Annotated in this window: 20 protein-coding genes; 7 read left to right on the top strand and 13 right to left on the bottom strand. The window is 63.9% G+C overall.

Annotated features, from left to right (window positions below):
• Positions 1–4 precede the first annotated feature (4 nt).
• Positions 5–853, bottom strand: a complete 849-nt coding sequence (locus tag P2869_RS24575; protein ID WP_277598215.1) for an ABC transporter permease subunit — start codon at positions 851–853, stop codon at positions 5–7.
• A gap of 161 nt (positions 854–1,014) precedes the next feature.
• On the opposite strand from P2869_RS24575, the gene P2869_RS24570 reads away from it, so the two are divergent.
• Positions 1,015–2,061, top strand: a complete 1,047-nt coding sequence (locus P2869_RS24570) for a LysR substrate-binding domain-containing protein (protein ID WP_277598214.1) — start codon at positions 1,015–1,017, stop codon at positions 2,059–2,061.
• The gene (locus P2869_RS24565) at positions 1,997–2,257 is read left to right on the top strand and encodes an endonuclease NucS domain-containing protein (protein ID WP_277598213.1); all 261 of its coding nucleotides are present in this window, start codon (positions 1,997–1,999) and stop codon (positions 2,255–2,257) included. Before P2869_RS24570 ends, P2869_RS24565 begins: the two co-directional genes overlap by 65 nt.
• Positions 2,258–3,007: 750 nt before the next feature.
• Here P2869_RS24565 and P2869_RS24560 read toward each other — a convergent pair.
• The 11 genes from P2869_RS24560 to P2869_RS24510 all read right to left on the bottom strand — a co-directional run bounded on the left by P2869_RS24560 (position 3,008) and on the right by P2869_RS24510 (position 15,248).
• Complete coding sequence (locus P2869_RS24560) at positions 3,008–4,531, bottom strand: DUF2971 domain-containing protein (RefSeq protein WP_277599841.1); 1,524 nt, start codon at positions 4,529–4,531, stop codon at positions 3,008–3,010.
• Positions 4,532–4,533: 2 nt separating this feature from the next.
• Entirely contained in the window at positions 4,534–5,112 is a 579-nt protein-coding gene (locus tag P2869_RS24555) for a hypothetical protein (RefSeq protein ID WP_277598212.1), read from the bottom strand.
• A 671-nt stretch (positions 5,113–5,783) separates the two neighbouring features.
• Entirely contained in the window at positions 5,784–6,749 is a 966-nt protein-coding gene (locus tag P2869_RS24550) for a YncE family protein (protein ID WP_277599840.1), read from the bottom strand.
• 74 nt (positions 6,750–6,823) lie between these two features.
• The gene (locus P2869_RS24545; protein ID WP_277598211.1) at positions 6,824–8,059 is read right to left on the bottom strand and encodes an MFS transporter; all 1,236 of its coding nucleotides are present in this window, start codon (positions 8,057–8,059) and stop codon (positions 6,824–6,826) included.
• Between the two features lie 30 nt (positions 8,060–8,089).
• Entirely contained in the window at positions 8,090–8,824 is a 735-nt protein-coding gene (locus P2869_RS24540) for a superoxide dismutase (protein WP_277598210.1), read from the bottom strand.
• A 37-nt stretch (positions 8,825–8,861) separates the two neighbouring features.
• The gene (locus P2869_RS24535) at positions 8,862–10,046 is read right to left on the bottom strand and encodes a chromate transporter (protein ID WP_277598209.1); all 1,185 of its coding nucleotides are present in this window, start codon (positions 10,044–10,046) and stop codon (positions 8,862–8,864) included.
• A complete protein-coding gene (locus tag P2869_RS24530; RefSeq protein ID WP_277598208.1) occupies positions 10,043–11,023 on the bottom strand; it encodes a chromate resistance protein ChrB domain-containing protein in 981 nt (326 codons plus the stop codon). The genes P2869_RS24535 and P2869_RS24530 overlap by 4 nt, the downstream gene beginning before the upstream one ends.
• Before the next feature lie 589 nt (positions 11,024–11,612).
• Positions 11,613–12,476, bottom strand: a complete 864-nt coding sequence (locus P2869_RS24525; protein ID WP_277598207.1) for a universal stress protein — start codon at positions 12,474–12,476, stop codon at positions 11,613–11,615.
• Positions 12,473–13,030 carry a universal stress protein gene (locus P2869_RS24520; RefSeq protein ID WP_277598206.1) on the bottom strand — a complete coding sequence of 186 codons (558 nt, stop codon included), beginning with the start codon at positions 13,028–13,030 and terminating at the stop codon, positions 12,473–12,475. The genes P2869_RS24525 and P2869_RS24520 overlap by 4 nt, the downstream gene beginning before the upstream one ends.
• Positions 13,031–13,100: 70 nt before the next feature.
• The gene (locus P2869_RS24515) at positions 13,101–14,402 is read right to left on the bottom strand and encodes an acetate/propionate family kinase (RefSeq protein WP_277598205.1); all 1,302 of its coding nucleotides are present in this window, start codon (positions 14,400–14,402) and stop codon (positions 13,101–13,103) included.
• Between the two features lie 6 nt (positions 14,403–14,408).
• Positions 14,409–15,248 carry a universal stress protein gene (locus P2869_RS24510; RefSeq protein WP_017775759.1) on the bottom strand — a complete coding sequence of 280 codons (840 nt, stop codon included), beginning with the start codon at positions 15,246–15,248 and terminating at the stop codon, positions 14,409–14,411.
• Positions 15,249–15,681: 433 nt separating this feature from the next.
• On the opposite strand from P2869_RS24510, the gene P2869_RS24505 reads away from it, so the two are divergent.
• The 5 genes from P2869_RS24505 (at position 15,682) to P2869_RS24485 (ending at position 20,643) form a co-directional block, all read left to right on the top strand.
• The gene (locus P2869_RS24505; protein ID WP_277598204.1) at positions 15,682–16,269 is read left to right on the top strand and encodes a hypothetical protein; all 588 of its coding nucleotides are present in this window, start codon (positions 15,682–15,684) and stop codon (positions 16,267–16,269) included.
• Positions 16,259–17,005: a beta-ketoacyl-ACP reductase gene (locus P2869_RS24500; protein ID WP_017775761.1), complete on the top strand. Its 747-nt coding sequence runs from the start codon at positions 16,259–16,261 to the stop codon at positions 17,003–17,005. The genes P2869_RS24505 and P2869_RS24500 overlap by 11 nt, the downstream gene beginning before the upstream one ends.
• Positions 17,002–18,930, top strand: coding sequence for an alpha/beta fold hydrolase (locus P2869_RS24495; protein WP_277598203.1), 1,929 nt, complete (start codon positions 17,002–17,004; stop codon positions 18,928–18,930). The genes P2869_RS24500 and P2869_RS24495 overlap by 4 nt, the downstream gene beginning before the upstream one ends.
• The gene (locus P2869_RS24490) at positions 18,927–19,970 is read left to right on the top strand and encodes a bifunctional enoyl-CoA hydratase/phosphate acetyltransferase (protein ID WP_277598202.1); all 1,044 of its coding nucleotides are present in this window, start codon (positions 18,927–18,929) and stop codon (positions 19,968–19,970) included. The genes P2869_RS24495 and P2869_RS24490 overlap by 4 nt, the downstream gene beginning before the upstream one ends.
• A 238-nt stretch (positions 19,971–20,208) precedes the next feature.
• Positions 20,209–20,643, top strand: coding sequence for an Hsp20/alpha crystallin family protein (locus P2869_RS24485; RefSeq protein WP_017775764.1), 435 nt, complete (start codon positions 20,209–20,211; stop codon positions 20,641–20,643).
• A 299-nt stretch (positions 20,644–20,942) separates the two neighbouring features.
• Here P2869_RS24485 and P2869_RS24480 read toward each other — a convergent pair whose 3' ends face one another.
• A complete protein-coding gene (locus P2869_RS24480; RefSeq protein WP_126878295.1) occupies positions 20,943–22,340 on the bottom strand; it encodes an MBL fold metallo-hydrolase in 1,398 nt (465 codons plus the stop codon).
• Between the last annotated feature and the right edge of the window lie 174 nt (positions 22,341–22,514).

Genomic DNA, 22,514 nt, shown 5'->3' with positions numbered 1-22,514 from the left:
GGTTTCACTTCAGTCGTTGCACGGTGGTGATCGAGGCAAGCGTCGCAGCAACGGCGAGCACGAGCAGCACGACGGTCGCGGCACAGGCAAAGCCCGAGGCGCCATAAAACGCCTGCAGCAACACGACGGGATAGTTTCGATAGCGGAAGCCCGCAATCAGGTTGGATATCTGGAATTCGCCTATCGACAGTGCGGCCACCATCACCAGACCCGCAAACAGGCTGTGACGCAGGCTGGGCAGCGCAATGGTCAGGAACTGGCGCAGCGGCGTGGCGCCGAGCGTGGCCGCGCAGGCTTCGAGCGTCGCGAGATCGAGGTGGCGCAGGTCGGCCAGCAGCGTTTGCAGCAGGTACGGCATCGTCAACACCGCATGCGCGGCGATCATCAGCCACAACGTACCGAGCCACGGCAGCGCATCGCCGCCGAACACGGCGATATAGCCGAACCCGAGCGTCAGCGCAGGCACGGCGACAGGCAACAGCATCACAAGCCGCGCGGCGAGGCCGTGACCGGCGCGCGCCCGGTGATGAAGCGCATAGGCGAGCGGAACGCCGAGCACGGTGTTGAGCGCGCAGCACGCCAGCGCGACCGTGAGGCTCGTGCCGAACGCGCGGCGAAAGCTCGGATCGGCTGCGAGATCGGCGTACCAGTGTGCGGTCAATCCGGTCGGCAGCAGCGTATTGGTCCAGCTCCGGCCGGTTGAGCCGATCAGAAGCAGCGCGATGGGCAGCAGCAGGTAGAGCGCGAACAGCACGACGACTGCCCGCACCAGCATGCGCCCCGGCGCCGGGGCGCGCGTGCTGCGACAAACAGGAACACCAGCCGGGCGAGCCGTGGCGGCAGGAGAGTGCATCGGGCAATTCCGTAAACGAGCGACAGGACGGCGCTAAAACCAGTTGAATCAGTCACCTGGCTTCGCTATGACGGTCGCCAGTGTGCGATCCCGACATGGCATCGTCATGAAAAAAACGTACAAACCACGCATCGATCTTTGCGAATCCGGAATACCTCGAGATGAAGCACCTCTATCCGAACATGGCCGAACTGCATGCGTTCGCAAGTTCAGCGAAACATCTGAACTTTTCGTATGCCGCGCGCGAACTGGGGCTCACGCCGAGCGCGGTCAGCCGCCAGATCGCCAACCTGGAAACGCTGTTCGGCGTGAAGCTGTTCACGCGCGAGGGGCGCAATCTGTCGTTGACGAGGGCGGGGCAGCTTTATCACGGACGCGTGACGGCTCCGCTTCGCGAGATCGGCAATGCTTCACTGGAACTGCTGAGCGTGCGCGAAGACAGCGACCTGCTGACTATCGCGAGCGTGCCGACCTTCACGACCAAGTGGCTGGTGCCCAGACTGCCGTCGTTTCTGGCGGCGGCGCCGAACGTCACACTGAGTTTCCGGCGCCATCTGGCACACGGCGACCCGTTCCCGCTCGGGCTCGACGCGGCGATCCGCTATGGCGACGGCCGCTGGGACGGCCTGTGCTGCGACTATCTCGACGGACGCACTTTCGTGCCGGTCTGTTCACCCGGCTTCGCGGCAAAGCACGCGCTGCGCACGCCGGCCGACCTCGCCGCCGCGCCGCGGCTCGTGCATGAGCAGGCCGAAAGCGTCTGGTTTCAGTGGTCGCAAGCCTATGGCGTTGCACCCATGAACGCATTCTCGGGACCGCGTTTCGAGCAGTACGCGGTGTTGATCCAGGCGGCGCAGTCCGGGCTTGGCGTCGCGCTCGTCCCGGCGTTCCTGATAGGCGTACCGCTCGCTGCGGGCGCGCTCGTACAGCCCATGGACGCGCCCGTCGACGTCGACGATCAGGGGCACTTCCTCTGCTATACGCCCGAACGCTTCGATACGAGTACGGCATTACGCAAACTGCGGGACTGGATGCTGGGAGAATTTGCTGCCGCGCGACGCGGTGGTTTCGGCACCGCATCGTCTGTGACACGGGTTGAAGACGGGGCCGCCAAATGGAGCTCGATCAGTCAGACGCCAGGCGATGTTGCGCAGGACTTTCGTGAGGGCACCTCCAGAGCATCTGATTCGCAAAATAAACTCGCTTGAGAAGGGATTGCGTTTCGTTGAAAGGCAGGTAGTCAGCGATGTCGGTCGGGTCGACATGCTTGCACAGGACGCAAGCGGGCGCCGGGTCGTTATCGAGTTGAAGGTCGGAGAGGTGAAGGATGCCGCAGTCGGTCAGATTGACAGGTACCTCGGTTGGTACGCCCGGCGGGATGGTAACCCCCGCGAGGAATGTTGATAGCCAGCGATTTTCCCGAAGCCGTGCGCTCTGCGGCGGAATCTGTAAAGTAGCTTGCGCGGGTGCGGTATGCCCTTGCGCGGTTGTTCGACGGGAACCGGAAGGCGCAGATCGCGCTATCGACCGAACCGGTAGCTCATCAGAACGGGCGCTGCGCACGCCTGGCATCCTCTTTCGGCGAGCTGTGGCGTGGCATGTCGCTACTCCGTGCGCGACGCTGAGGCCTGTACCTGAAGTATTCGCCGCGCGTCGTCTGGCCGGTACCGTAACGTAGACCGTATTAATCGTGTCAACGTTGCGACAATAATGGTGTCAATCCGCCGTGTCGACGCGCGCTGACATCGGCTCGGCCTTGCGGGACAAGCGTTTGCGGGCGCAAATTAAATGTGTCAACGACTACGGGACATCTGATCTGGCCGACTCCGTCGATGTCGGGACGTCCGTCTCCGCTCGACGGACTGAGCGGCCGTGCGAAGGCAAGTGCGAAGCGGCTAGGTCTCTGGACGGCCGATAGTGTTGAAAAACTCGGTGATGGGCGATCTCGCGAGGTTTTGAGGGGTCGTCTTACCCTTAGCAGATGCACGCGAGCGGTTTGTAGACCGATCTGAGAGGCCGAAATTTTTGCGAGCGGTCCGAAAACGGCGCTCCACGAGTTTTTCAACACTATCGGCCACAAGGCGTCACCTGCACCGAAATTCTGAACGTCCGCTCGGGTTTGGCGAACGGACTATCGCGACGTTTCCATCCCTTCTAGGTGGGGCTTTGTGGCACCCCGCTGCGGGCGACCATCTCGGAAATCCCCCGGAGCCTAATGCATTCGATTTCGCCCGTACGGGTCTGTACGGCTTGGTAGAAATTGAAGTCCACACGGCTGGCTTCCTTGCATTTCCGCTCTATGATTTCAATGATCTTAATCTTGTCTGTTGCGGGCGTGCGAATGCCAAATATTATCCCGTCCAGAGAGGAAAAGTCGTATTTCATCGCTCTGAGCTCTGTATCAACATCGAGATTGAAGCCGTCCGACTGATAAACAAGTCGGGATTCGCCTTCGGCCTGCCACGCGCGAGTTTTGGTCGACGTGCTGTATCGGGCGTCCTTCCAGTACGCAGTGCGCCAGTCGCTTTCCTCAACTGCTGTTCGTTTCCCACACTTGCTTTTCCGGCCTTGATCGTCATACATCCACTGGCGATTCAGCACCGGTATCGTGACGGCGTGTAGCGTGTCGAAGAAGTTCTGTTCGAGGTGCGCCGTCTCGTAGTTGACAGGCAGGAACTGAAGATTGACGTAGCTGAAAATGATGTTGCCATTGAATCCGACCGGCATGTTGATTCGCAGCGACGGTCTGCTTGCCGAGTCGAGCACGGTTTTGTACTTAAGGCAGACACCTGCATGTGAATCGCCGTAATAGGCCCACATTGCTTCTCCACTGCAACTCTCCATGAAACACGCGGCGAACCAGCGCGGATACATGAGGGTACGAAGGTTCAACACGTAGGCTCTACAAAAGTCGTTGTGGACGAATGCGCGGTTTTTGTCCTGTGCGTCGAGTGTGCTCTTGTAATAGTGGAGTATGCTGTTTTCTTCAGCGCCGAGCATGAGCAGCTTGTACTGTTCCTCGCGCTTTTCAAAGTCGTTGCCGCAAGCCGCGTCGAGCTGATCCGCGATCTGCATCGAGCTGCGTGCGCGACCGATGGCGCCCTGGAAGAACTTCGAGAAGTCTGGCACCTTTGCATTGGTCTCGGCGTTCGCTTGCTCCCCGTACCACTCATAGCAGGCGAACATCACGAAAGGATGAATGGCTTCGAGATGAGCATTGAGTTCGTATGGGCCGATGCGCCGGGGCGTCTGGGCGATTCGCTCGATGTAGTTACCGATAACTTCGTGCTCAAATATTCGCTCGCGAAGTTGGATGTGCTCCGCGCGTATCCCGTTGATAAGCGGATCTCGTATGTGCAGAAATCTCCATTCGGCTGTTTTCTGCTTCTGTTCTGCGTCAGCGAACAGGCCAAGGGCAAGCAGCACGCAGTTTAGATAGTGCCGGAACAGATTCCGCCATATCACCTCATCGCCTTGCCAGTACACGTTAATATGGCCTTCGAGTGGATCGTTTAGCTGTTCGGGAGCAGCGAAGTAAATCTCCGAGTTCTCTAGTTCTTTCTTGTTGAGGAGATTCTTGACGTTGCGGAACCTGTACGTGTAACCCGCACCGTTTGTCTCTTTCGTTGTCATTTGGCGGCTAAGTGTCGGTTCGTCAGAAACAGCAGGTGAAGGCACGCTCAAGAGTCGGTAATCAGCGCGTGCGCGTCGGCGAGGTCTTCGATCCTGCCAGCACCAAGTGCTATCAGCGCCGGTAGTTTGGTCACCTTCCGGAAATTGGCGTCACTCGTTAGGAACACGTCGCGGCCAGCGTAGATATGACTCCAAAGCGCAAGTACATCACATTTTCGGTTTCGCCATTTCCAATACTCGTCCGGGCGTTGATCGCATGGAAGTTGAGGTGTGCCCTCGGGCGGCAGTAACGCCTTATTGGGAAACAGCACGCCGTGGATTTTTGTCTCTAGCTCGATCATTGCCTCGTTTGAGAAAAAACTCCAATCCCAGAACGTTAGATCGAAGTATGCAATTGGCATGAGCAAAGACAGGTGATCTAGTTTCAGCCGCGCAAGCCTTTCACGGAAGATGCCAAAGTTCTCAATCTCCCCCGCACGTTGTTTTTCCGACGCGCTGATCGCAACCAGCGCGACGTCGATGCGACCCTGTGCATGCGCGTTAACTAACTGACGAATCGCCGAAGCAGCGGGGCGATCCTCTTCGATAGCGACGATGGCATTCGTATCAAGTGTCAGTCGCAGCATAGTTGCAGGATCTGAGAGGTTTGGGCCGTCGTGAGGATACTCCACCCTTAGACTAAAGCGCCGTCTTTCTTCTTTATATCAGACGCTCACACCTAGATGCCGAGCGGCTCCAACGGGTCTGGTCACGCCTTTTGCATCGCGAGCACGCCCGCGACGATCGCCGCACTCGGTCGTCAGGCTCTGGTCGGCCAATTCGGCCGTTCGCTCAATTTTCGCGAATGACCGCTCAGTCGTCGACATTGGTCAATCATAACCACACAGAGCGTTGCCGCGCGCTATCGAATCCGCACGCTGTGCCAAACCTCGTTATGGCCGTCCGCTGCATGATCGGCTGGTTTTTCCATCAAGCCACGATATAAGGGCGTTCCCTTTAAGGCCTACTGCGATCCGCGATTAGCCACAGACGTTATGGTCAGGTCGCGAGTAGGTCTGTCGACAGGTGCAGCGAGTGCTGGCGGGAAGTTCCTTTCTCAGTCGCCTTCGCACGATTTCGCGTTGGGCATTCCTTTTCCGTCGAACACGTACAAGGTCATCCCGTGCTCGCCGACCAGCATGCCGTCGCTCACGCGCGGAGCGGCGTCACGGCTGGGGTCGCTGTGAGCAGTGTCGCTTGCACGGGAAGTTCTTTCATGTCTATTCTCCGTGGCCGTCGTTCCCGACGACATAAAAACTCACCGTGGTGCCATAACACGGAGCACAGGACGGCCGTCGACGTTCTTCAGTGGGAAAAATACGTGGTGTGCCGATGGATCGACGCCGACCACATGTGCGTTCGAGCCGACGCTGCCCTCGCCAGTCTTCGACACGGTCGACGAACTAACGGTGAACATCGACACGATGCCCGCTTCGCCGGCAACGTAGAGCGTGCTTCGATCCGCATCGAACGCGAGGACGTCCGGGCCTTCGCCAACGTCGAACGACTGGATAATCTGCCGCGACAGTAGGTTCAGTTCCAGAAGCCTGGCATTGTCTTCGCAGGCAATGAACGCGAGATGGTGTTGCGAATCGATATACAAACCGTGGTTGCCCCTGGCGCCTGGCAGGTCGATCCGCGCGACGATTGCATCGTTCACTGGATCGATCTCGACAAGCTGTCTCCGTGATTGTGCGTTCACGAAGATGTGGCGAGACGAAGCGTCGTACTGTGTGTTGCCGACGGTGCCGCCCAGCTCGATCGTGTTGGTGCGACGGTTGGTTTGGGTGTCGATTACGGTCTCAGTCCCGCCCGTCTCGTCGGACACGTACAGTTTGTGGGTGTCGGGCGCGTAGGCCATGCCGTCCGGATAGACGCCGCCCGGCATGCGAGCGGTGATCTTCAGCGTATCCTCGTCGATGGCAACGACCTCATTCGAGCCAGTCGCGGACGCATAAACGCGCGACAATTCAGGCACAACAAGCACGCCATGTACCTCGGCAATGTCGCCGATGCGAGCGACCACGCGCGAATTTTGTGTGTCCACTACGATGACTTCGCCATCGCCCAGATGCGCAATAAACAGCAGATGGCGAGCGGGATCGAAGCTCTCGTAGTCGAGACGGGTCGCACGCCCTGGCAAGGGCACATCAGTGACATACGTCAGCGGTAAGGTAGCGCGCACCGATGAACTGGCGGCCTGAGGAACGCGATACATGAGCATGCCTGCGACTGCGGACAGCACGCAGAGGATCGCATACAGGAGCACGGCTTTGCCGCACAACAGCGGTTTGTGCATCATGATGACCCTCCGTCCGGGCGAACGCGTCGGAATGCGGCGAGCAACGAAAGGTCATAAACAATCTTGAGCACACCGCATGCGACGAGCGGTGCACCGAGCCATCCCAGTCCAAGCAGCACCCCGGATAGCGCCGGTGCCAGCGCCGCCGCGAGACTTCGTGGCACTGCGGTGAAGCTGGCGGCAGCCGGCCGCTCAGCCGGCGTAACGATCGACATGACGTATGCGCTGCGAGTCGGTACATCCATCTGCGAAAGCGCACCGCGCGCAAGGAGCAGCGTCAGAGTCAGCGAGAGGGAAGGCGAAAATGCAGCGCCAATAAGGCATGCGCTCGACGGGATGTGTGTGAACACCATCGTGTTGAGCAAGCCGATACGGCGCGACAGCGGCGCAGCAGCCAGTTGGGAACCCGCGCTGAGCAGCCCCACCCAGAAAAAGAACTGCCCCGCCGCGCCGAGCGACAGTCCAAACCGCTCGATCAGCCACAAGGTCAGCAGCGAATTGACGAGAAGGCCACCAGCAAAGGCATCGACACTGAAAAGCAGAGCAAGGCGCATGACGATGCCGCGCGAAGGCCCAAGCGGTGCCGGTGGCACGTCAGTCGCCGAATGACGCGACGGTAGATGCCTGTAGAGAACCCAGACGATGAATCCCGTTGTCGCGTAGACGAGAAACATTGCGCGCATTGCCGTGAGCGGTGTGACCGCCACGTGTGCAGATATCCAGTCGGGCAATCCGGCCGCGAGGGCGCCAAGTGCTGCAGAGAGGGCACCGATCAGGCTATAGCGCGCGAACAGTGCGGTACGTGCATCGCCTCTCGCCGACTCCGCGAGCCGAGCGTGTTCAAGCGGGAGAAACAGACTGACATCGCCCGAACTCGGGTTCAGCGTGCCAACGAACGCAACGATGAGCAGCGGCAACAGCGACGACAGTCCCGCGAATGCCAGACCGGTGGCAAACATGAGTGCTGCCGCGAAGCGCAGCAGACCGCGCGACGCAAAGCGATCGCCGATGACACCCACCAGCACGGTTGCGAAAGCCGAGCCGAACAGGGTGGTCGTGCTGACGAGGCCGACAGCCAGTTGTCCAAAGCCCAGCGCCAGCAGATAGCCGGGTAGCAGCACCGCGATAAAGCCGTCGCACACACCGCGGAGCCCACGCGCAATCAACAGGATCAGCGCGCTGCGCTCGACCCCTTCGGGAAGGAACAATGCCGGACGGGTCACGATACCCATGCTGATCGCCGGACAGGCTCGGAATTCATGTCACGCCGCTCTTTGCGCAGGCATCGCAGCCCGTAGCCTCGACGCGGCATTGTCCCAGTTGATGATGCTGAAAAGCTGGTTGACGTAGTCGTTGCGCCGATTCTGGTACTTCAGATAGTAGGCATGCTCGAACACATCGAGGATCAGGACGGGCTGGATGCCCCACGCCGTGAGCTTCTGATGGTTCTCGCATTGCAGAATCATCAGCCTTCCCGTCGCCGGATGATAGCCGACCACGCCCCAGCCCGACGCCTCGACAGCTACCGTTGCAGCGATCAACTGGCCCTTGAACTTCGCATACGAACCAAAATTCCTGTCGATTGCCTTCGCCAGATCGCCCTTCGGCTCCCCGCCTTTTCCTGAGATGCTTGTCCAGTAAACCGTATGCAGGATGTGACTGGACAGTTGGAAGGCCAGCTCCTTTTCGTAGAACTTCACGAGCGCGAAGTCGTTCGAATCGCGGGCCTTCGCAAGTGCGTCTTCCGCCTTGTTGGCGGCGGCTACCGCGGGCTTGTGATGAAAGTTGTAGTGCAGTTCGACCGTGCGGGCATCGATCGCGGGTTCGAGTGCATCGTAGGCGAACGGAAGTGGGCCGGCTGCATATTTGCCATCTGCATCGGTCAGCTTGTCGACAAAGCCTGGTTCGTCAACGGCGTATGCGTTTTGCGCCTGCGTGAGCAGAACACCGGCGCCGACGGCGGCCGTGTTGTGCAGGAAAGTACGACGTGTTGCCATGACTGCTGTCCTCGCAGGTGGACGCACGCACAGGCAATCAGACGGCGTGCGAATGAACGAGCGGATACACGACAAGACCGATGAGCGCAGCTGCGATCACGATGACCGGTTCCTGCAGTTTTTTGAAACGCCAAAGCAGTAACGCGGTCGCGAGCGCCAGTAGAACGGTCGGCCAGTCGACCATGGAACGTCGCGCGATGACGATTACCGAGCCGGTGATTGCGCCAACGGCAGCGGCGGTAATGCCGTCGACGAATGCCTTGACGGCGGGCAGCTTGCCGTACTTCTTGAAGTACGGCGCGGGCAGCACGGTAAAGAGATAGCACGGCAGGAAGGTGCCGAGCGCAGCCACGCAGGCACCCGCAAAACCTGCGACCAGATAGCCGATGAAGCCAACGGTGATGACCACCGGTCCGGGTGTAATCATCGCGACGGCGACGGCGTCGACGAATTGCTTGTCATTGAGCCAGTGATGTTCGGTGACCACACCGCCGTACAGGAACGGCACAATCGCCAGCCCGGAGCCGAACACGAAGGCACCGGCCTTCGCGAAGAAAAGACCGATCTGGCTGAGCAGCGGCCAGTCAAGGCCGCCAAGTACCCCGCTTGCAGCGGGCAACTGCGTTACCGCGATGGCGTTCAGCCCGCCCTTCGCCAGCCATCTGGGCGGAGCGACCACGAACCAGTTGAGGAGGCCGCCTGCGATGAAGAGCCACGCGATTTCCGATTCGGTGATGACCGTCACCACAGCTAGCGTCAGATAGATCGCCCAAAGAAGCCTGCTCCTGCCGAGAGTCCGCGTGGTGAGCTTGTAGGCGCTCATTGCGATGATGCCGACTACGGCAGCACCGACACCATAGAAGGCCGCCTGCATCCAGGAAAGGCCGCCGAAATGCGCGTATGCCCAGCCGACGCCGACGACCATCAGGAACGACGGCAACACGAAAGCGATACCTGCTAGCGTCGCGCCGACGAGGTGATAGTGCACGTATCCCATATAGATGCCGAGCTGTGCAGCCAGCGGTCCCGGCATCATCTGCGCGAGCGCCAAACCCTCGCGGTAATCGGATTCGCTTATCCAGCCACGCTGCTCTACAAGATCGCGGTGCATGTAGCCCACGAGCGCGACCGGGCCGCCGAACCCGAACGTGCCCAGTCTCAGCATGTACAGCACCAACTGCCCCAGTGTGTAGCCTGGCGCCGTTGCCGTCGTCGTGTTCATGATCGTTCCCCGGTCTCACGACTCCTGGCGGCAGACGCGAAATGCGTGTAGAGCGAATCCAGCACACGACCCATTTCGTCGAGCAGCTGATCGTCGTCGGTCGCGCGCTCCCTGGCGCCCGCCATCACGGCTTCGAAACCGATTGCTTCGGGAACGGGGACGCCGCCGACATCGAGCGTATGGACCATCTCGCCAAGCCGAAGCAGCGCCGGATTCTTGTCGAGGCCGAAGCTCGCAATGAGTACCTCGAACGTCACGCGCTCGCCGACGTGAGTGAACGCCGCACCGTCGAAGTCGAAACCGAGCGCGTCGGTGGGGCATGCGCCCGGCGATGTGAGCCAGATGAACCGGGCGTCGCGATCAATGAAGCGCCGGATCAGCCAAGCGCTCGCCACGCGATCGACCCACATATGCTGACGTGTGGCCCAACTGCGGCCCTGATAGTCGCCCACTGACAGGCTTCGGATCGGCCGCTCGGCGGAATGAGGCTCGCCTGGCGACAGCACGGTGTCGACCAGACCGATAAAGTCCTGCCACGCAGCCTCGGCGCGGGTCGAGGCGTCGCCCGGAAAATAATCGATTGCGACGATGGCTTCGTAGTCCTTGCGCAGCTTGCGCAGCAACTTTGTCAGATCGGCCGCCGACTGCCCGGAAACGGTCTTGCGTGCGTCGTTCAGTGAGCGCATGAACCCCGCGTGATCTTCACCGCGATCGAAAAGCGCACGGAATTCTTCGTCCTGCGCGGCATCCAGGCTCGGTGCACGTAACAGATGAGCGGTGCCACCACTTTCAGCGATGGCGTTCGCCAGTTCGCGCAGCATCTGCTCGCGCTCTTCGGTGTAGGGCAGCAGATAGATGCCATCGCGCAGCACAGCACATCCCTTCGCTTTCAGCGTTCGCCAGAAGCGCATCCGCGCTGTGGCGTTCTCGGTTGGAAGCGTGAGAACGAGCAGGGACCAGCTTGTCGCAGTATTCATGTAGCGTAAACTACACGCATGTAGCGTAATCTACAAACTAAATTTTCCGGCAGTGTCGAAATAGACGGCGGCGGAGAGAGCCGGATATCGGCCCGACGAAGGCGAGGCCATCAACTGGGGATTCAGTAGGCGTGCGCTTCCGGCGCGTACACCATTGAGCGCACGCGTCGTGGCCGCGTGCGACCATTGCTGAATAGGGCTGCCGAACCTACGGTCGGAAAGCAGCGCAGGATAGGGGTCCGGATCGAAGAAGCATGCCTCTTCAGTCGCCGCTGACGCAGCGCAAGTCGGAATTGAGATGACGCTATTCAGAAGCGGGTGTATGGCCGATTACACGTCGAAAACAGTCGGACGAGTTGCGTGCCGGTCTGGCGGTTTTGGGTCGACAACCGTCACCAATCTCCCCAACTCCCCCAAAAAAAATGCCCACCACTCACCTGTCCCAAAAAGTGAATGGCGGGCGCAGCCGATGCGCGAGGGCTTGTCGCGCTTCCGGGACCGAAGATTCAGTCGCCTTTCCTGCATTCGTTCACGGTGCTTTGCCGGCGCCCCTCAAGGCGCCGATTAATGCGTCAATTAATGGCACCCCTCAATGCGCCATCAAAACCGGCACCGTCATCGCCTCCAGCATCGTGCGCGTCACTCCGCCCAGCACGCGCTCCTGCACCCGCGTATGCCCATACGCGCCCATCACGAGCAGATCAGCATGCACGTCTGAAAGGCGGTTCAGCAGCGACGTGCCTACGCTCATGCCCGCCACGTGCGGCATCGTCGCGAACGACGCGCTCACGCCGTGGCGCGCCAGATACGCGGCGAGGTCGATGCCCTCGGGCGCGTCGAGCGAATCGAGGTTCTCGTTGTGGCCGTGTTGCACCACCTGGATCGTGACGAAGCGCGCGCGGCGCAGAATGGGCAGCGCGTCGTGCACGGCGCGCGCGGACTCACGGCTCGCGTCCCACGCAATCAGCACGTTTTCGCCGAAGGTGCGCATCTTGCCGATGTACGGCAGCACGATGGCCGGCACGCCGCTCGCCATGACGAGATCGCCCACGAAGTTGCTCGCGATGTACGCGGCGGGGTCGTCCGGGTCGTACTGGCCCAGCACAAGCACGTCGGCGTGGCGCGCGTGGAGCGTGGCGGCGTCGATTGCCTCGCCGCGCGGCGCGCGCCATTCCGCGGAGACGCCCGCAAGGCGCGCCGCTTCGTTGAAGCCTTCCTCGGCGCGGCGGGCGCGTTCGGCCTGCTGTGCTTCGTTCACGGCGAGGCGCAGGCTTTCGTCGTCGCGATAGATCGGCCGGAACAGATCCTGGCAGACCACGTAGAGCCCGATCAGATGCGCGTCGTTGCGGCGCGCGAAGTCGCAGGCGAAGGCGAGGCGCGTAGCCGCCTGACGGCTGTCGTCCAGGTGAACGATGATCGTGCGCCAGGCGGTGGTGCGGGCGGACGCGTTCATGACGGCTCCTTCGCGCTTTCGGGCGACTGCTTTTCGGGCGACTGCTTTTCGCGCGACTGTTCGGAGGCTGCGTTGTGCACCGGCTCAGGCTGATCGGGGTGGACCTCGCCGTGCGCCGGTATCAGCAGCACGGCGCAGGGCGCCGTACGCAGCACGCGTTCGGCCACGCTGCCGAGCACCAGCCGCCTGAAGCCGCGTCGTCCGTGCGTGCCCATCACGATGAGATCGGCGGGCAGGGCCTGGGCGGCGAGGCGAATGCGATGCGCCACGTCTTCGCCCGGCGGCTCCACTTCCACGATGGTCGGTGTGCCGTGCACGCCGTGCTCGGTCATGCGTTGCGCCGCATCGGCCATGACGCGCGCGCCTTCGTCGCGAAACGCGTCGCGCACGATGGAGGGGTCGTAGCCCGGCGCGTCGAACGGCAGCACGGGAATGTCGATTACGTAGAGCGGCGTCAACTGCGCGCCGCTTTGCTGCGCGAGCTGCAATGCTGTGTCGAGTGCGCGCGACGACGTTTCGCTACCGTCCAGCGCGACGAGAATTCGGGTGTACATGGCGGGCCTCGGGCTCGAATGACATGCGTTCAATCATCGGTAGAGGACCGGCAGGCGGTCCTGATCTGGATCAAGCGGCGGGGTCGCGTGAAACGGAGGCAACCGGGCGAGTGGCGTCGCCCAGCAACTGCCACGCGCTTTGCGCGGCCACCCATTCTTCGTTGGTGGGTTCCACCACCACGGTGACGCGGCTCGACGGCGTCGAAATGACGTGGGCGTTGGCGCGGTTCGCGTCGCTATCGAGTTCGATGCCGAGCCACTGCAGCGCCGCGCACACGCGCTCGCGCACGGGCGCCGAATGCTCGCCCACGCCCGCCGTGAAGACGAGCATGTCGAGCCCGCCCAGCAGCGCCACGAGCGCGCCTGTTTCGCGCACGATACGGCGCACGTAGAGCGCGAGCGCGTCGCGGGCGCGTTCGTCGTGGCTCTCGGCGTCGAGCAGCACGCGCGGATCGCCCGACGTTCCCGACACGCCCTTGAGCCCCGCTTCGTCGTAGAGCAGCCTGCCGAGTGCGCGATGCGACAGCCCGCGCACTTCGATCAGGTGCAAGAGCACGCCGGGGTCGATGGAGCCGCAACGGGTGCTCATCATGAGCCCGTCGAGCGCGGAGAAACCCATCGTGGTGGCCACGCTTTGCAGGTTCTGCAGCGCGCAGAGGCTCGCGCCGCTGCCCAGATGTGCGGCCACCACGCGACCGCGCGCCTGCGCGCCGAACGCTTCGCTGAGCGCGACCGAAAGGTACTCGTACGAGAGCCCATGAAAACCGTAGCGCCGCACGCCTTCGTCGAACATGGCGTGCGGCAGCGGCAGCAGTTGCTCGCAGCGCGGCAGCGTGCGGTGGAACGTGGTGTCGAACACGGCGACCTGTGGCACGCCGGGCAGGGCGCGCATCAGAATCTCGATGGCGCCGATGTTGTGCGGCTGATGCAGCGGCGCGAGCGGAATGAGCGTGCAGAGGTCGTCGAGCACGGCTTCGTTCACCACCACGGGCGCCGTATGGCGCGCACCGCCATGCACGACGCGATGTGCAACGGCGGCAAGCTGTACGTGATCGTTCTGCGTGCGCACCCATTCGATCACGGGCGCAAGCGCCGCGCGGTACGGGTCGCCGTCCGACGCCCCCGCCTTGATGGGCACGTCGACACCGTCCACGCGCATCCGCAGCGTCTCGCCGATGCCCTCCACTTCGCCCGAGCGCCGCGGCCGGCGCGGCGGACCTTCGGCGGCGCGCTCGCTGTGTTCCTCGTCAGCAGGGCAATCGAACAGCGCGAACTTGATGCTGGACGAACCCGCGTTGAGCACGAGAATGGCGGCGGGCGTGGGCGAAGGCATCGGCGAAGGCATCGGTGTCGGCGTGGGCATCGACGGCATTCGCCTTCAGTGCGACATCAGCACGGGCATCGTCATGGATCGCAGCAGCGTGCGCGTGGCGCCGCCCATCACCAGTTCCTGCCAGCGCGCGTGGCCGTAGCCGCCCATCACGATGAGGTCGGCACCGGCGTCGGCTGCGCGCGAGAGCAGCGTTTCGCCCACCGGCACACCCGACGGACTCTCGAACTCCACGACCTCCACGGTCACGCCATGGCGCGCGAGCACAAGCGCGACGTCCGCGCCCGGAATGCGGCTGCCCGACGGCTCGCCGCGCGTGCCGTTGATGGTGAGCACCGTGGTCTTCTTCGCGTGGGCGAGCAGCGGCAGCGCGTCGTGCATGGCACGCGTGGCTTCGCGGCTGCCGTCCCAGGCCACCACCGCGTGGTGTCCGATGGACGGAAACACGCCCGTGTAGGGCACGAGCAGCACGGGGCGCCCGCAGGTCATCACGAGGTTTTCGGCGAAGTGGTCGGCGATGTACGAGTCCGGGTCGTTGGGGTCGTTCTGGCCCGCCACGATCAGGTCCGCATAACGCGCACGGCGCGGCACGGAAAGGTTCGCGTATTCCGTGGTGGCAACCCATTCGCCTTCCACCTTTGCGCGCGCGATCTCGGCGTGAAAGAGCCGCTCCAGCGCCGCGCGGTGCTGCGTGCGCTTGCGCTCGTGTTCGATGAAGTAGTCCGCCGACCCGGCCATCACGTAGAACGAGCGCGGCTCGGGCGTGAAGGTGGCGAAGAGGCCGGTGAGATGCGCCCCGAACTGGCTCGCGAGCCGCAGCGCGATTTCGAGGCGCGGATGCGCCCGTTCGCTCGTATCGAGGTGAACAACGATGCTCTTGTAGCTCATCGCGCGTGCTCCGCAAAAAAGAACCAGGGTGACGGTATGCCATGGAGTCTAGAAAGCGCCGCGCGTACCCCGTTGATGCAGATCAAGCGCGAAGGAGTGCGGCCGTCTTGCGCCGATGCCGCGGCGTGTTGCGCCGGTGCCGTATGTGCCCTATGCGCCGTACGCACCGTACGCACCGTATGCGGGGCCGCTTCGCTTGCTGCGTATGAAAGCGCCGCCTTCGGTGCACCGCAGCAGGGAACGCCTGGCGGGATTGATACAGGTCAACGCCCGAGAGGACCGGTCGCCTACAGTGAAACCCGACCATCCGGCAGCGGCGTGCTTCACGCGACTGAACCGGTCGAACCCATCGAACGGGCTCGGCTGGCGCACCCGTGCCGGAGCGCCCGAACATGGGAACGCGCGGGGTCGTCGACACACGAGGAAAGGGATCATGGCAAACGAATACAACGCGTTGCTGGAAACCTGCCGGGCCAACGCGACCATTGCACTACGCATGCTCGCGCTCGGCCAGCAATGGCGACAGCAGGCGCTCGCATGGCAGCAGCGCCGCGTCGAGCGTGACCGCAACGCCGTGCAGCAGGCGCTTGGCGCCCTGGCTCACGCGCAGGACTGGAACGAGATGGTGGCGGGCTACCACACCGTGGTGCGCGACTACCTCAGCGTGAGCACGTCGCTCTGGCAGGACGGCATCCAGATCGCCACGCAGGCGCCGCGCGAGGCCGGCAACGGCGTGCAGGAAGCACTGCGCCAGTGGCAAGGCGCCTGCACGGGCGAGTGGCACAAGCTCACCGCCGCCAACGGCGCCGCGCTGCCCATGCGCGACTGGATGGCCGCGTTCGAGCGCACGGCTGAGTCGGTAGCGCATGCGGTTGCGCAGGCATCGGCCTCATCGGCCTCATCGGCCTCATCCCCGGCCAGCACCGAAACCGCAGACTCAACGACCACTGCCGAACCCTCGGCCCGACAAACAGCAGCCGCGCGTTCGCGCGCCGCGAAAGGAGACCGCCATGCCGACTAAACGCGTTGCATTCGTGACGGGCGGCATGGGCGGCCTCGGTGCCGCGATCAGCCGACGGCTTCACGACGCGGGCATGACCGTGACCATGTCGCATTCCGAAGCCAACGACCACGTGTCCACCTGGCTCACGCACGAGCGCGACGCCGGCCGCACGTTCCACGCCTACGAGGCCGACGTCGCCGACTTCGATTCCTGCGAGCGCTGCGCGCAGCGCGTGCTCGAAGAGTTCGGCCAGATCGACGTGCTCATCAACAACGCCGGCATCACGCGCGACTCCACGTTCATGAAGATGAACAAGACCGACTGGGAGACCGTGATTCGCACCGACCTCGACGCGCTCTTCAACATGACCAAGCCGTTTCTGCCCGGCATGGTGACGCGCCGCTTCGGGCGCATCGTGAACATCGGGTCGGTGAACGGCTCGCGCGGCTCGTTCGGGCAGACCAACTACTCGGCGGCGAAGGCGGGTATTCACGGCTTCACGAAGTCTCTCGCGCTCGAAGTGGCGAAGCACGGCGTGACGGTCAACACCGTGTCGCCCGGTTTTCTCGCCACGCACATGGTGGAAGCCATACCGAAGGACGTGCTGGAGGCGAAGATCCTGCCGCAGATTCCGGTAGGGCGCCTCGGCCAGCCCGACGAAGTGGCGGCGCTCATCGCGTTCCTGTGCTCGGACGATGCCAGCTTCATCACGGGCGCGAATCTCGCCATCAACGGCGGCATGCACATGCAATGACCGAGGCCAACGCACAGCCGACCGCGCCGGCGAACGCACAAACGCCTGAAAACGAGCCGGCTTCCGCGAAACCCGCGAAGGTCACGAAGGCCGCGAATGTTACGAAGGCGCGCAGGAACGCTGCGCATCGTTCGGGGCAAGCCATCGAGCCTGTCGAGGTCACGCTGCATCCCGACCGGCTACCCGCGCCCACCACTCGCGACGACCCGCTCGACCGCGCCGCGCATGCCGCGCTCGCCATGACGACGGGCGGCCTTTCGCCCGCTTCCATGGCGCTCGCCTGGCTCGACTGGAGCATGCATCTGTCGGCGTCGCCGGGGAAATGTCTGGAGCTTGCGCTGCGCGCCTGGCGCGACGCGTGGCTGCCGGGCGCGGGCAGTGCGCTGGCGGCGCACGCAGCACCCAACGACACGACCCACCACCCGCAGCCCAACGAGCAAGCCGCCCCGGCCACGCCCGACCCGCGCTTCGCCGCGCCCGCCTGGTCGCTCTGGCCGTTCTGCGTGTATCGCGACACGTTTCTCGGCATGCAGCGCTGGTGGGAAGACGCCACCACGGGCGTGCCCGGCGTGGAGCGGCACCACGAGGAACTCGCACGCTTCGGCGCGCGGCAATGGGTCGACGCCTGGTCGCCCGGCAATTTCGTGGCGACGAACCCCGCCGTGCTCGAAGCCACCGTGAAGACCGGTGGCGCGAACTTCGTCGCGGGCGCGCAGCAATGGCTCGCGGACTTCGAAGACATGGCGGCAAGCCACGTGGCGGGCCGTCCGCGCAGCCCCTCGGCCTACCAGCCGGGCCGCGACGTGGCCATCACGCCGGGCAAGGTGGTGTGGCGCAACGCGCTCTGCGAACTGCTGCAATACGCGCCCAGCACGGTACACGTGGCGCGCGAACCAGTGTTCATCGTGCCGTCGTGGATCATGAAGTACTACATCCTCGACCTGCAGCCGCACGATTCGCTGGTGCGCTTTCTCGTCGATCAGGGCTACACGGTCTTCATGATTTCGTGGCGCAATCCGGGCGCGGAAGCGCGCGATCTGGGGCTCAACGACTACCTCTCCGACGGCCTGCTCGCAGCCCTCGCGCAAGTGCGCGAACGCTGCGGCGAGCCTGTGCATGCGGTGGGCTATTGCCTTGGCGGCACGCTGCTCGCCATCGCTGCCGCGACGCTTGCGCGCGACGGCCACACGGACGCGCTGCGCTCCGTCACGCTGCTCGCGGCACAAACGGATTTCACAGAGCCGGGCGAACTCGGCCTCTTCATCGACGCGAGCGAACTGGCCGCGCTCGATGCGCTGATGTGGCGCCAGGGCTATCTGGACGGCGCGCAGATGGCCGCCGCGTTCCAGTTGCTCAACGCGCGCGACCTGATCTGGTCGCGCATGATGAGCGAATACCTGCTGGGGCGCCGCTCGAAGCCCAACGACCTGATGGCCTGGAACGCGGACACCACGCGCCTGCCGTACCGCATGCACACGGAGTACCTGCACAGCCTGTTTCTGGACAACGACCTCGCCGCAGGCCGCTATCACGTGGACGGGCGCAACGTGGCGCTCTCCGACATCGAATGGCCCACGTTCGTGGTGGGCACCGAACGCGACCACGTTTCGCCGTGGCGCTCGGTCTACAAGCTGCTGCTCTTCACGCACAACCCCGTCACGTTCCTGCTGACCGCGGGCGGCCACAACGCCGGCATCGTTTCCGAGCCGGGGCACGCCGGGCGCCACTACCGCTGCGCCACGCGCGAGCGCGGCGCCCCGTATCGCGGACGGCAGGAATTCCTCGACGAAACGCCCGTGACCGAAGGCTCCTGGTGGCCGCGCTGGACCGAATGGCTGCGCACGCAGTCGAGCGGGCAAGTGAAAGCGCGAGCCGTGCCGGACGGACTCGGTGACGCCCCTGGCACCTACATCTTCGAACCATGAACGACATCCTCAAGACAGACGGCGAGCCCGCGCTCGAATACGACACGCGTGTGCCCGTGGGCGGTGTGACCCAGCCGCTGGTGGTCGGACTGCCGGGCCTTTTGCCCGCCGCGAACGGCGAGATGCCCGCGCTGCTCGCCATGGCGCATCGGTGCGGGCCGGTGCGCACGGCGATCGTGCATCCGTGCGACGCATCGAGCCTTGCCGCGCTGGTGGAAGCGAGCGCGGGGCGGGGTGCGGGCTTCATCGACCCCGTGATCGTCGCGCCGCGCCGCAAGGTGGAAGCCGCAGCCGCGCAGGCAGGTATCGACCTCAGCGGCATTCCGATCGAAGACGTGCCGCACAGCCACGCGGCCGCGCAGCACGCCGTGGAGCTGGCCGCGCGCGGCCAGGTGCATGCGCTGATGAAAGGCAGCCTGCACACCGACGAGCTGATGGGCGCCGTGGTGGCGCCGGCCTCGGGCCTGCAGACGGGCCGGCGCATTTCGCATTGCTTCCTGCTGCATGCGCCCGCCTACGAGCGCCCGTTCATCATCACGGACGCCGCCGTCAACATCGCGCCGGACCTCGCGCAGAAATTCGAGATTGCGCGCAACGCCATCGGCCTGGCGCACGCGCTCGGCGTGGAAGAACCGCGCATGGCCGTGCTGTGCGCGGTGGAGACCGTGAACCCGCAGATGCATTCCACGCTCGACGCCGCCGCGCTCGCCAAGATGGCCGACCGTGGGCAACTGGCGGGCGCCGTGGTGGACGGCCCGCTCGCGTTCGACAACGCGATCTCCGACGTCGCTGCGCGCATGAAGGGCATTACCTCGCCGGTGGCGGGCCGCGCCGACATCCTGCTCGTGCCCGACATCGAAGCCGGCAACATGCTCGCGAAGCAGCTGGAGTTTCTGGGCGGGGCCGCGAGCGCCGGCATCGTGCTGGGCGCGCGCGTGCCCATCGTGTTGACGAGCCGCGCGGACAGCGTGCCGGGGCGCATCGCGTCGTGCGCGCTCGCGGCGATTCTGGGCGCGCGCGAACGCGATGGCGCAGGCTGAACGCGGCACGGCATGCCGGGGAACGTCGAGCGCCGTCGACGCGCATCAACGCTGATCGGCGCCCATCGAAGCCGGTTGATACACGTCAACGGCATGCGGGCACCGGGTTCTAGAGTAAGAGCATGCAGCCACGCGCTTCGACCGAGTGGCATGCGGACTGGCCCGCTCCCGGGGCGCCGGACCCGGGAGTCGAACGGGGCGCTTTCAACCGGACCTGAAAACGTTTGAGGAGCAAGCAATGAGCAATCTGACCCGTTACGACCCGTTTTCGCTCGAACCTGTCAGCGACCTGTTTCAGGGACTGTTCCGGCCGCTGCGCGGTATCGCGCCCGCGGAGGAAGAACAGCTCGCCGCCATGAAGATCGACGTGACGGAAGACGACAAGGCCTACACCGTGAAGGCCGAACTGCCGGGCGTGGAGCGCAACGACATCGACGTGAAGATCGACGGCAATCTGGTGTCGATCAACGCGAAGGTGGAGCGCAACAAGGAACTGAAGGAAGGCGAGCGCGTGGTGCGCCGCGAGCGCTATTCGGGCACGTTCAGCCGTTCCTTCACGCTCGCCGCGGACGTGGACGAAGCCGGCGCCACCGCGCAGTACAAGGATGGCGTGCTCGCGCTGACGCTGCCGAAGAAGGCACCCACGGCGCGCAAGCGTCTCGAGATTCAGTGAGGCTTTAGCATGGGGTTCGGTACGGCCCCAGTACGGCTTCACCGAGACACGAGCGGAAAGTACGCCACGTGAGTGGCGTGAAAAACCGGGTGCATCGTTGCAGATGCGCCCGGTTCTTTTTCTGCGCGGCGCGATGGTGGCGACGGGTCGGGGCGTGGGCAGCTTCCATGCGGCGCGCGGTATCAGGCAACCGCCAACCGCCAACCGCCAACCGCCAACCGGCAACCGGCAACCGGCAACCGGCAACCGGCAACCGGCAACAGCCTCCCCGCCGCGTGCACGTAAGCAAGCGTCAGCGCCTACACCTTGCAAGGCTCCGCATCGGGGTGATCCGGCAGCTCAGGCAACTCCACCGATTGCATCCACGTCGGCACCTCGCAGCGCCAGTGCAGCGTTTCCTCGATGCGGCGGCGCAGGGCGTCCGCGGCCGCGGGCTCGCCGTGCGTGACGAAGGTGCGCTCGGGCGGAATGGAAAGATGGCCCAGCCACGCCAGCGTCTCGCTGTAGTCGGCATGGGCGGAGAGCGACGAGATCGTTTCCACGTGGGCGCGCACGCGCACGTACTCGCCGTGAATCTTGATGGACGGTTCGTGCGCCGCGAGCGCCGCGCCGCGTGTGCCGGCTGCCTGATAGCCGACGAGCGCGATGGTATTGCGCGGGTCCGGCGCGTACGCCTTCAGGTGATGCAGCACGCGGCCGCCCGTGGCCATGCCGCTGCCCGCGATGATCACCATCGGCCCGCGATGCTCGCCAATCGCCTTCGACTGGTCCACCGTGCGCACCATGATCGCCGCCTTGCCGATGGCCTCGGCCTGCGAAAGCGTGAGCCGATGGTCGCGCAGATGGTGGCGGTAGATGTCCGTCACGCTCGTCGCCATCGGGCTGTCCAGGTAGACGGGCACGTTCGGCATGCGGCCCGCCACCTTCAACTGCGCGATGTAGTGAAGGATCTCCTGCGCGCGCCCCACGGCGAAGCACGGCATGACCACGACACCGCCGCGCGCGAAGGTCTTCGAAAAGAGCGCCTCGAGTTCGTCGATGGGGTCGCCCGGCTCGTGCAGACGGTCGCCGTAAGTCGATTCCACCACGAGGTAGTTCGCGTGCACGGGCGGGGCGGGTGCCCGCATGATCGGATCGTTCGGACGCCCCAGGTCGCCCGAGAACGCGATGAGCTTGTGGCCGCAGCACAGCACCACGCTCGCGGCGCCCAGAATGTGGCCCGCGGGCAGCAGCCGGAACGCGACGCGCTCGTTGAGCGGCGTGGGCACGTCGAAATCGCGCGGCACGAACTGGCGCAACACGCGCTCCGCGTCGTCCACCGTATAGAGCGGCAAGGCGGGATGGTGCTTCGAATAGCCATGCCGGTTCGCGAATTCGGCCTCTTCTTCCTGAAGCCTTGCGCTGTCGCGCAGCATGACCTCGCAGAGATCGAGCGTGCCCGGCGTGCAATACACCGGCCCGCGGTAGCCGTTGCGCGCGAGCACGGGCAGGTAGCCGCTGTGGTCGATATGCGCGTGCGTGAGGATCACGGCATCGAGCGAATCCACCGGCACCGGCAGCTCGCCCCAGTTGCGCAGCCGCAGGTTCTTCGTGCCCTGAAACAGCCCGCAGTCGATGAGAATGCGCAGTCCGCCCGCTTCGAGCAGATATTTCGATCCGGTGACAGTTTCGGTTGCGCCGAGAAAAGTGAGTTTCATAGCAGGTCCATAGGGGAATGCGCGGTCGCATTTCTGTTGCGCTTGCTGGTGCGCCTGTCGGAAAAACGCCGCCTGCCTCATTGCACTCGCGAGGGTCCGATGGGCGCTTGATATGGATCATGAAACGCGGGCTGGCGCTTTCTATCCTGTGCGCATGTGGTTTCGCCGGACATG

The sequence above is a fragment of the Paraburkholderia sp. SUR17 genome, assembly GCF_029536165.1.
In the GTDB taxonomy this organism is placed as follows: domain Bacteria; phylum Pseudomonadota; class Gammaproteobacteria; order Burkholderiales; family Burkholderiaceae; genus Paraburkholderia; species Paraburkholderia kururiensis.
Note: the sequence above shows the minus strand (reverse complement) of the source record. Positions and strands in the feature narration are given on the sequence as shown.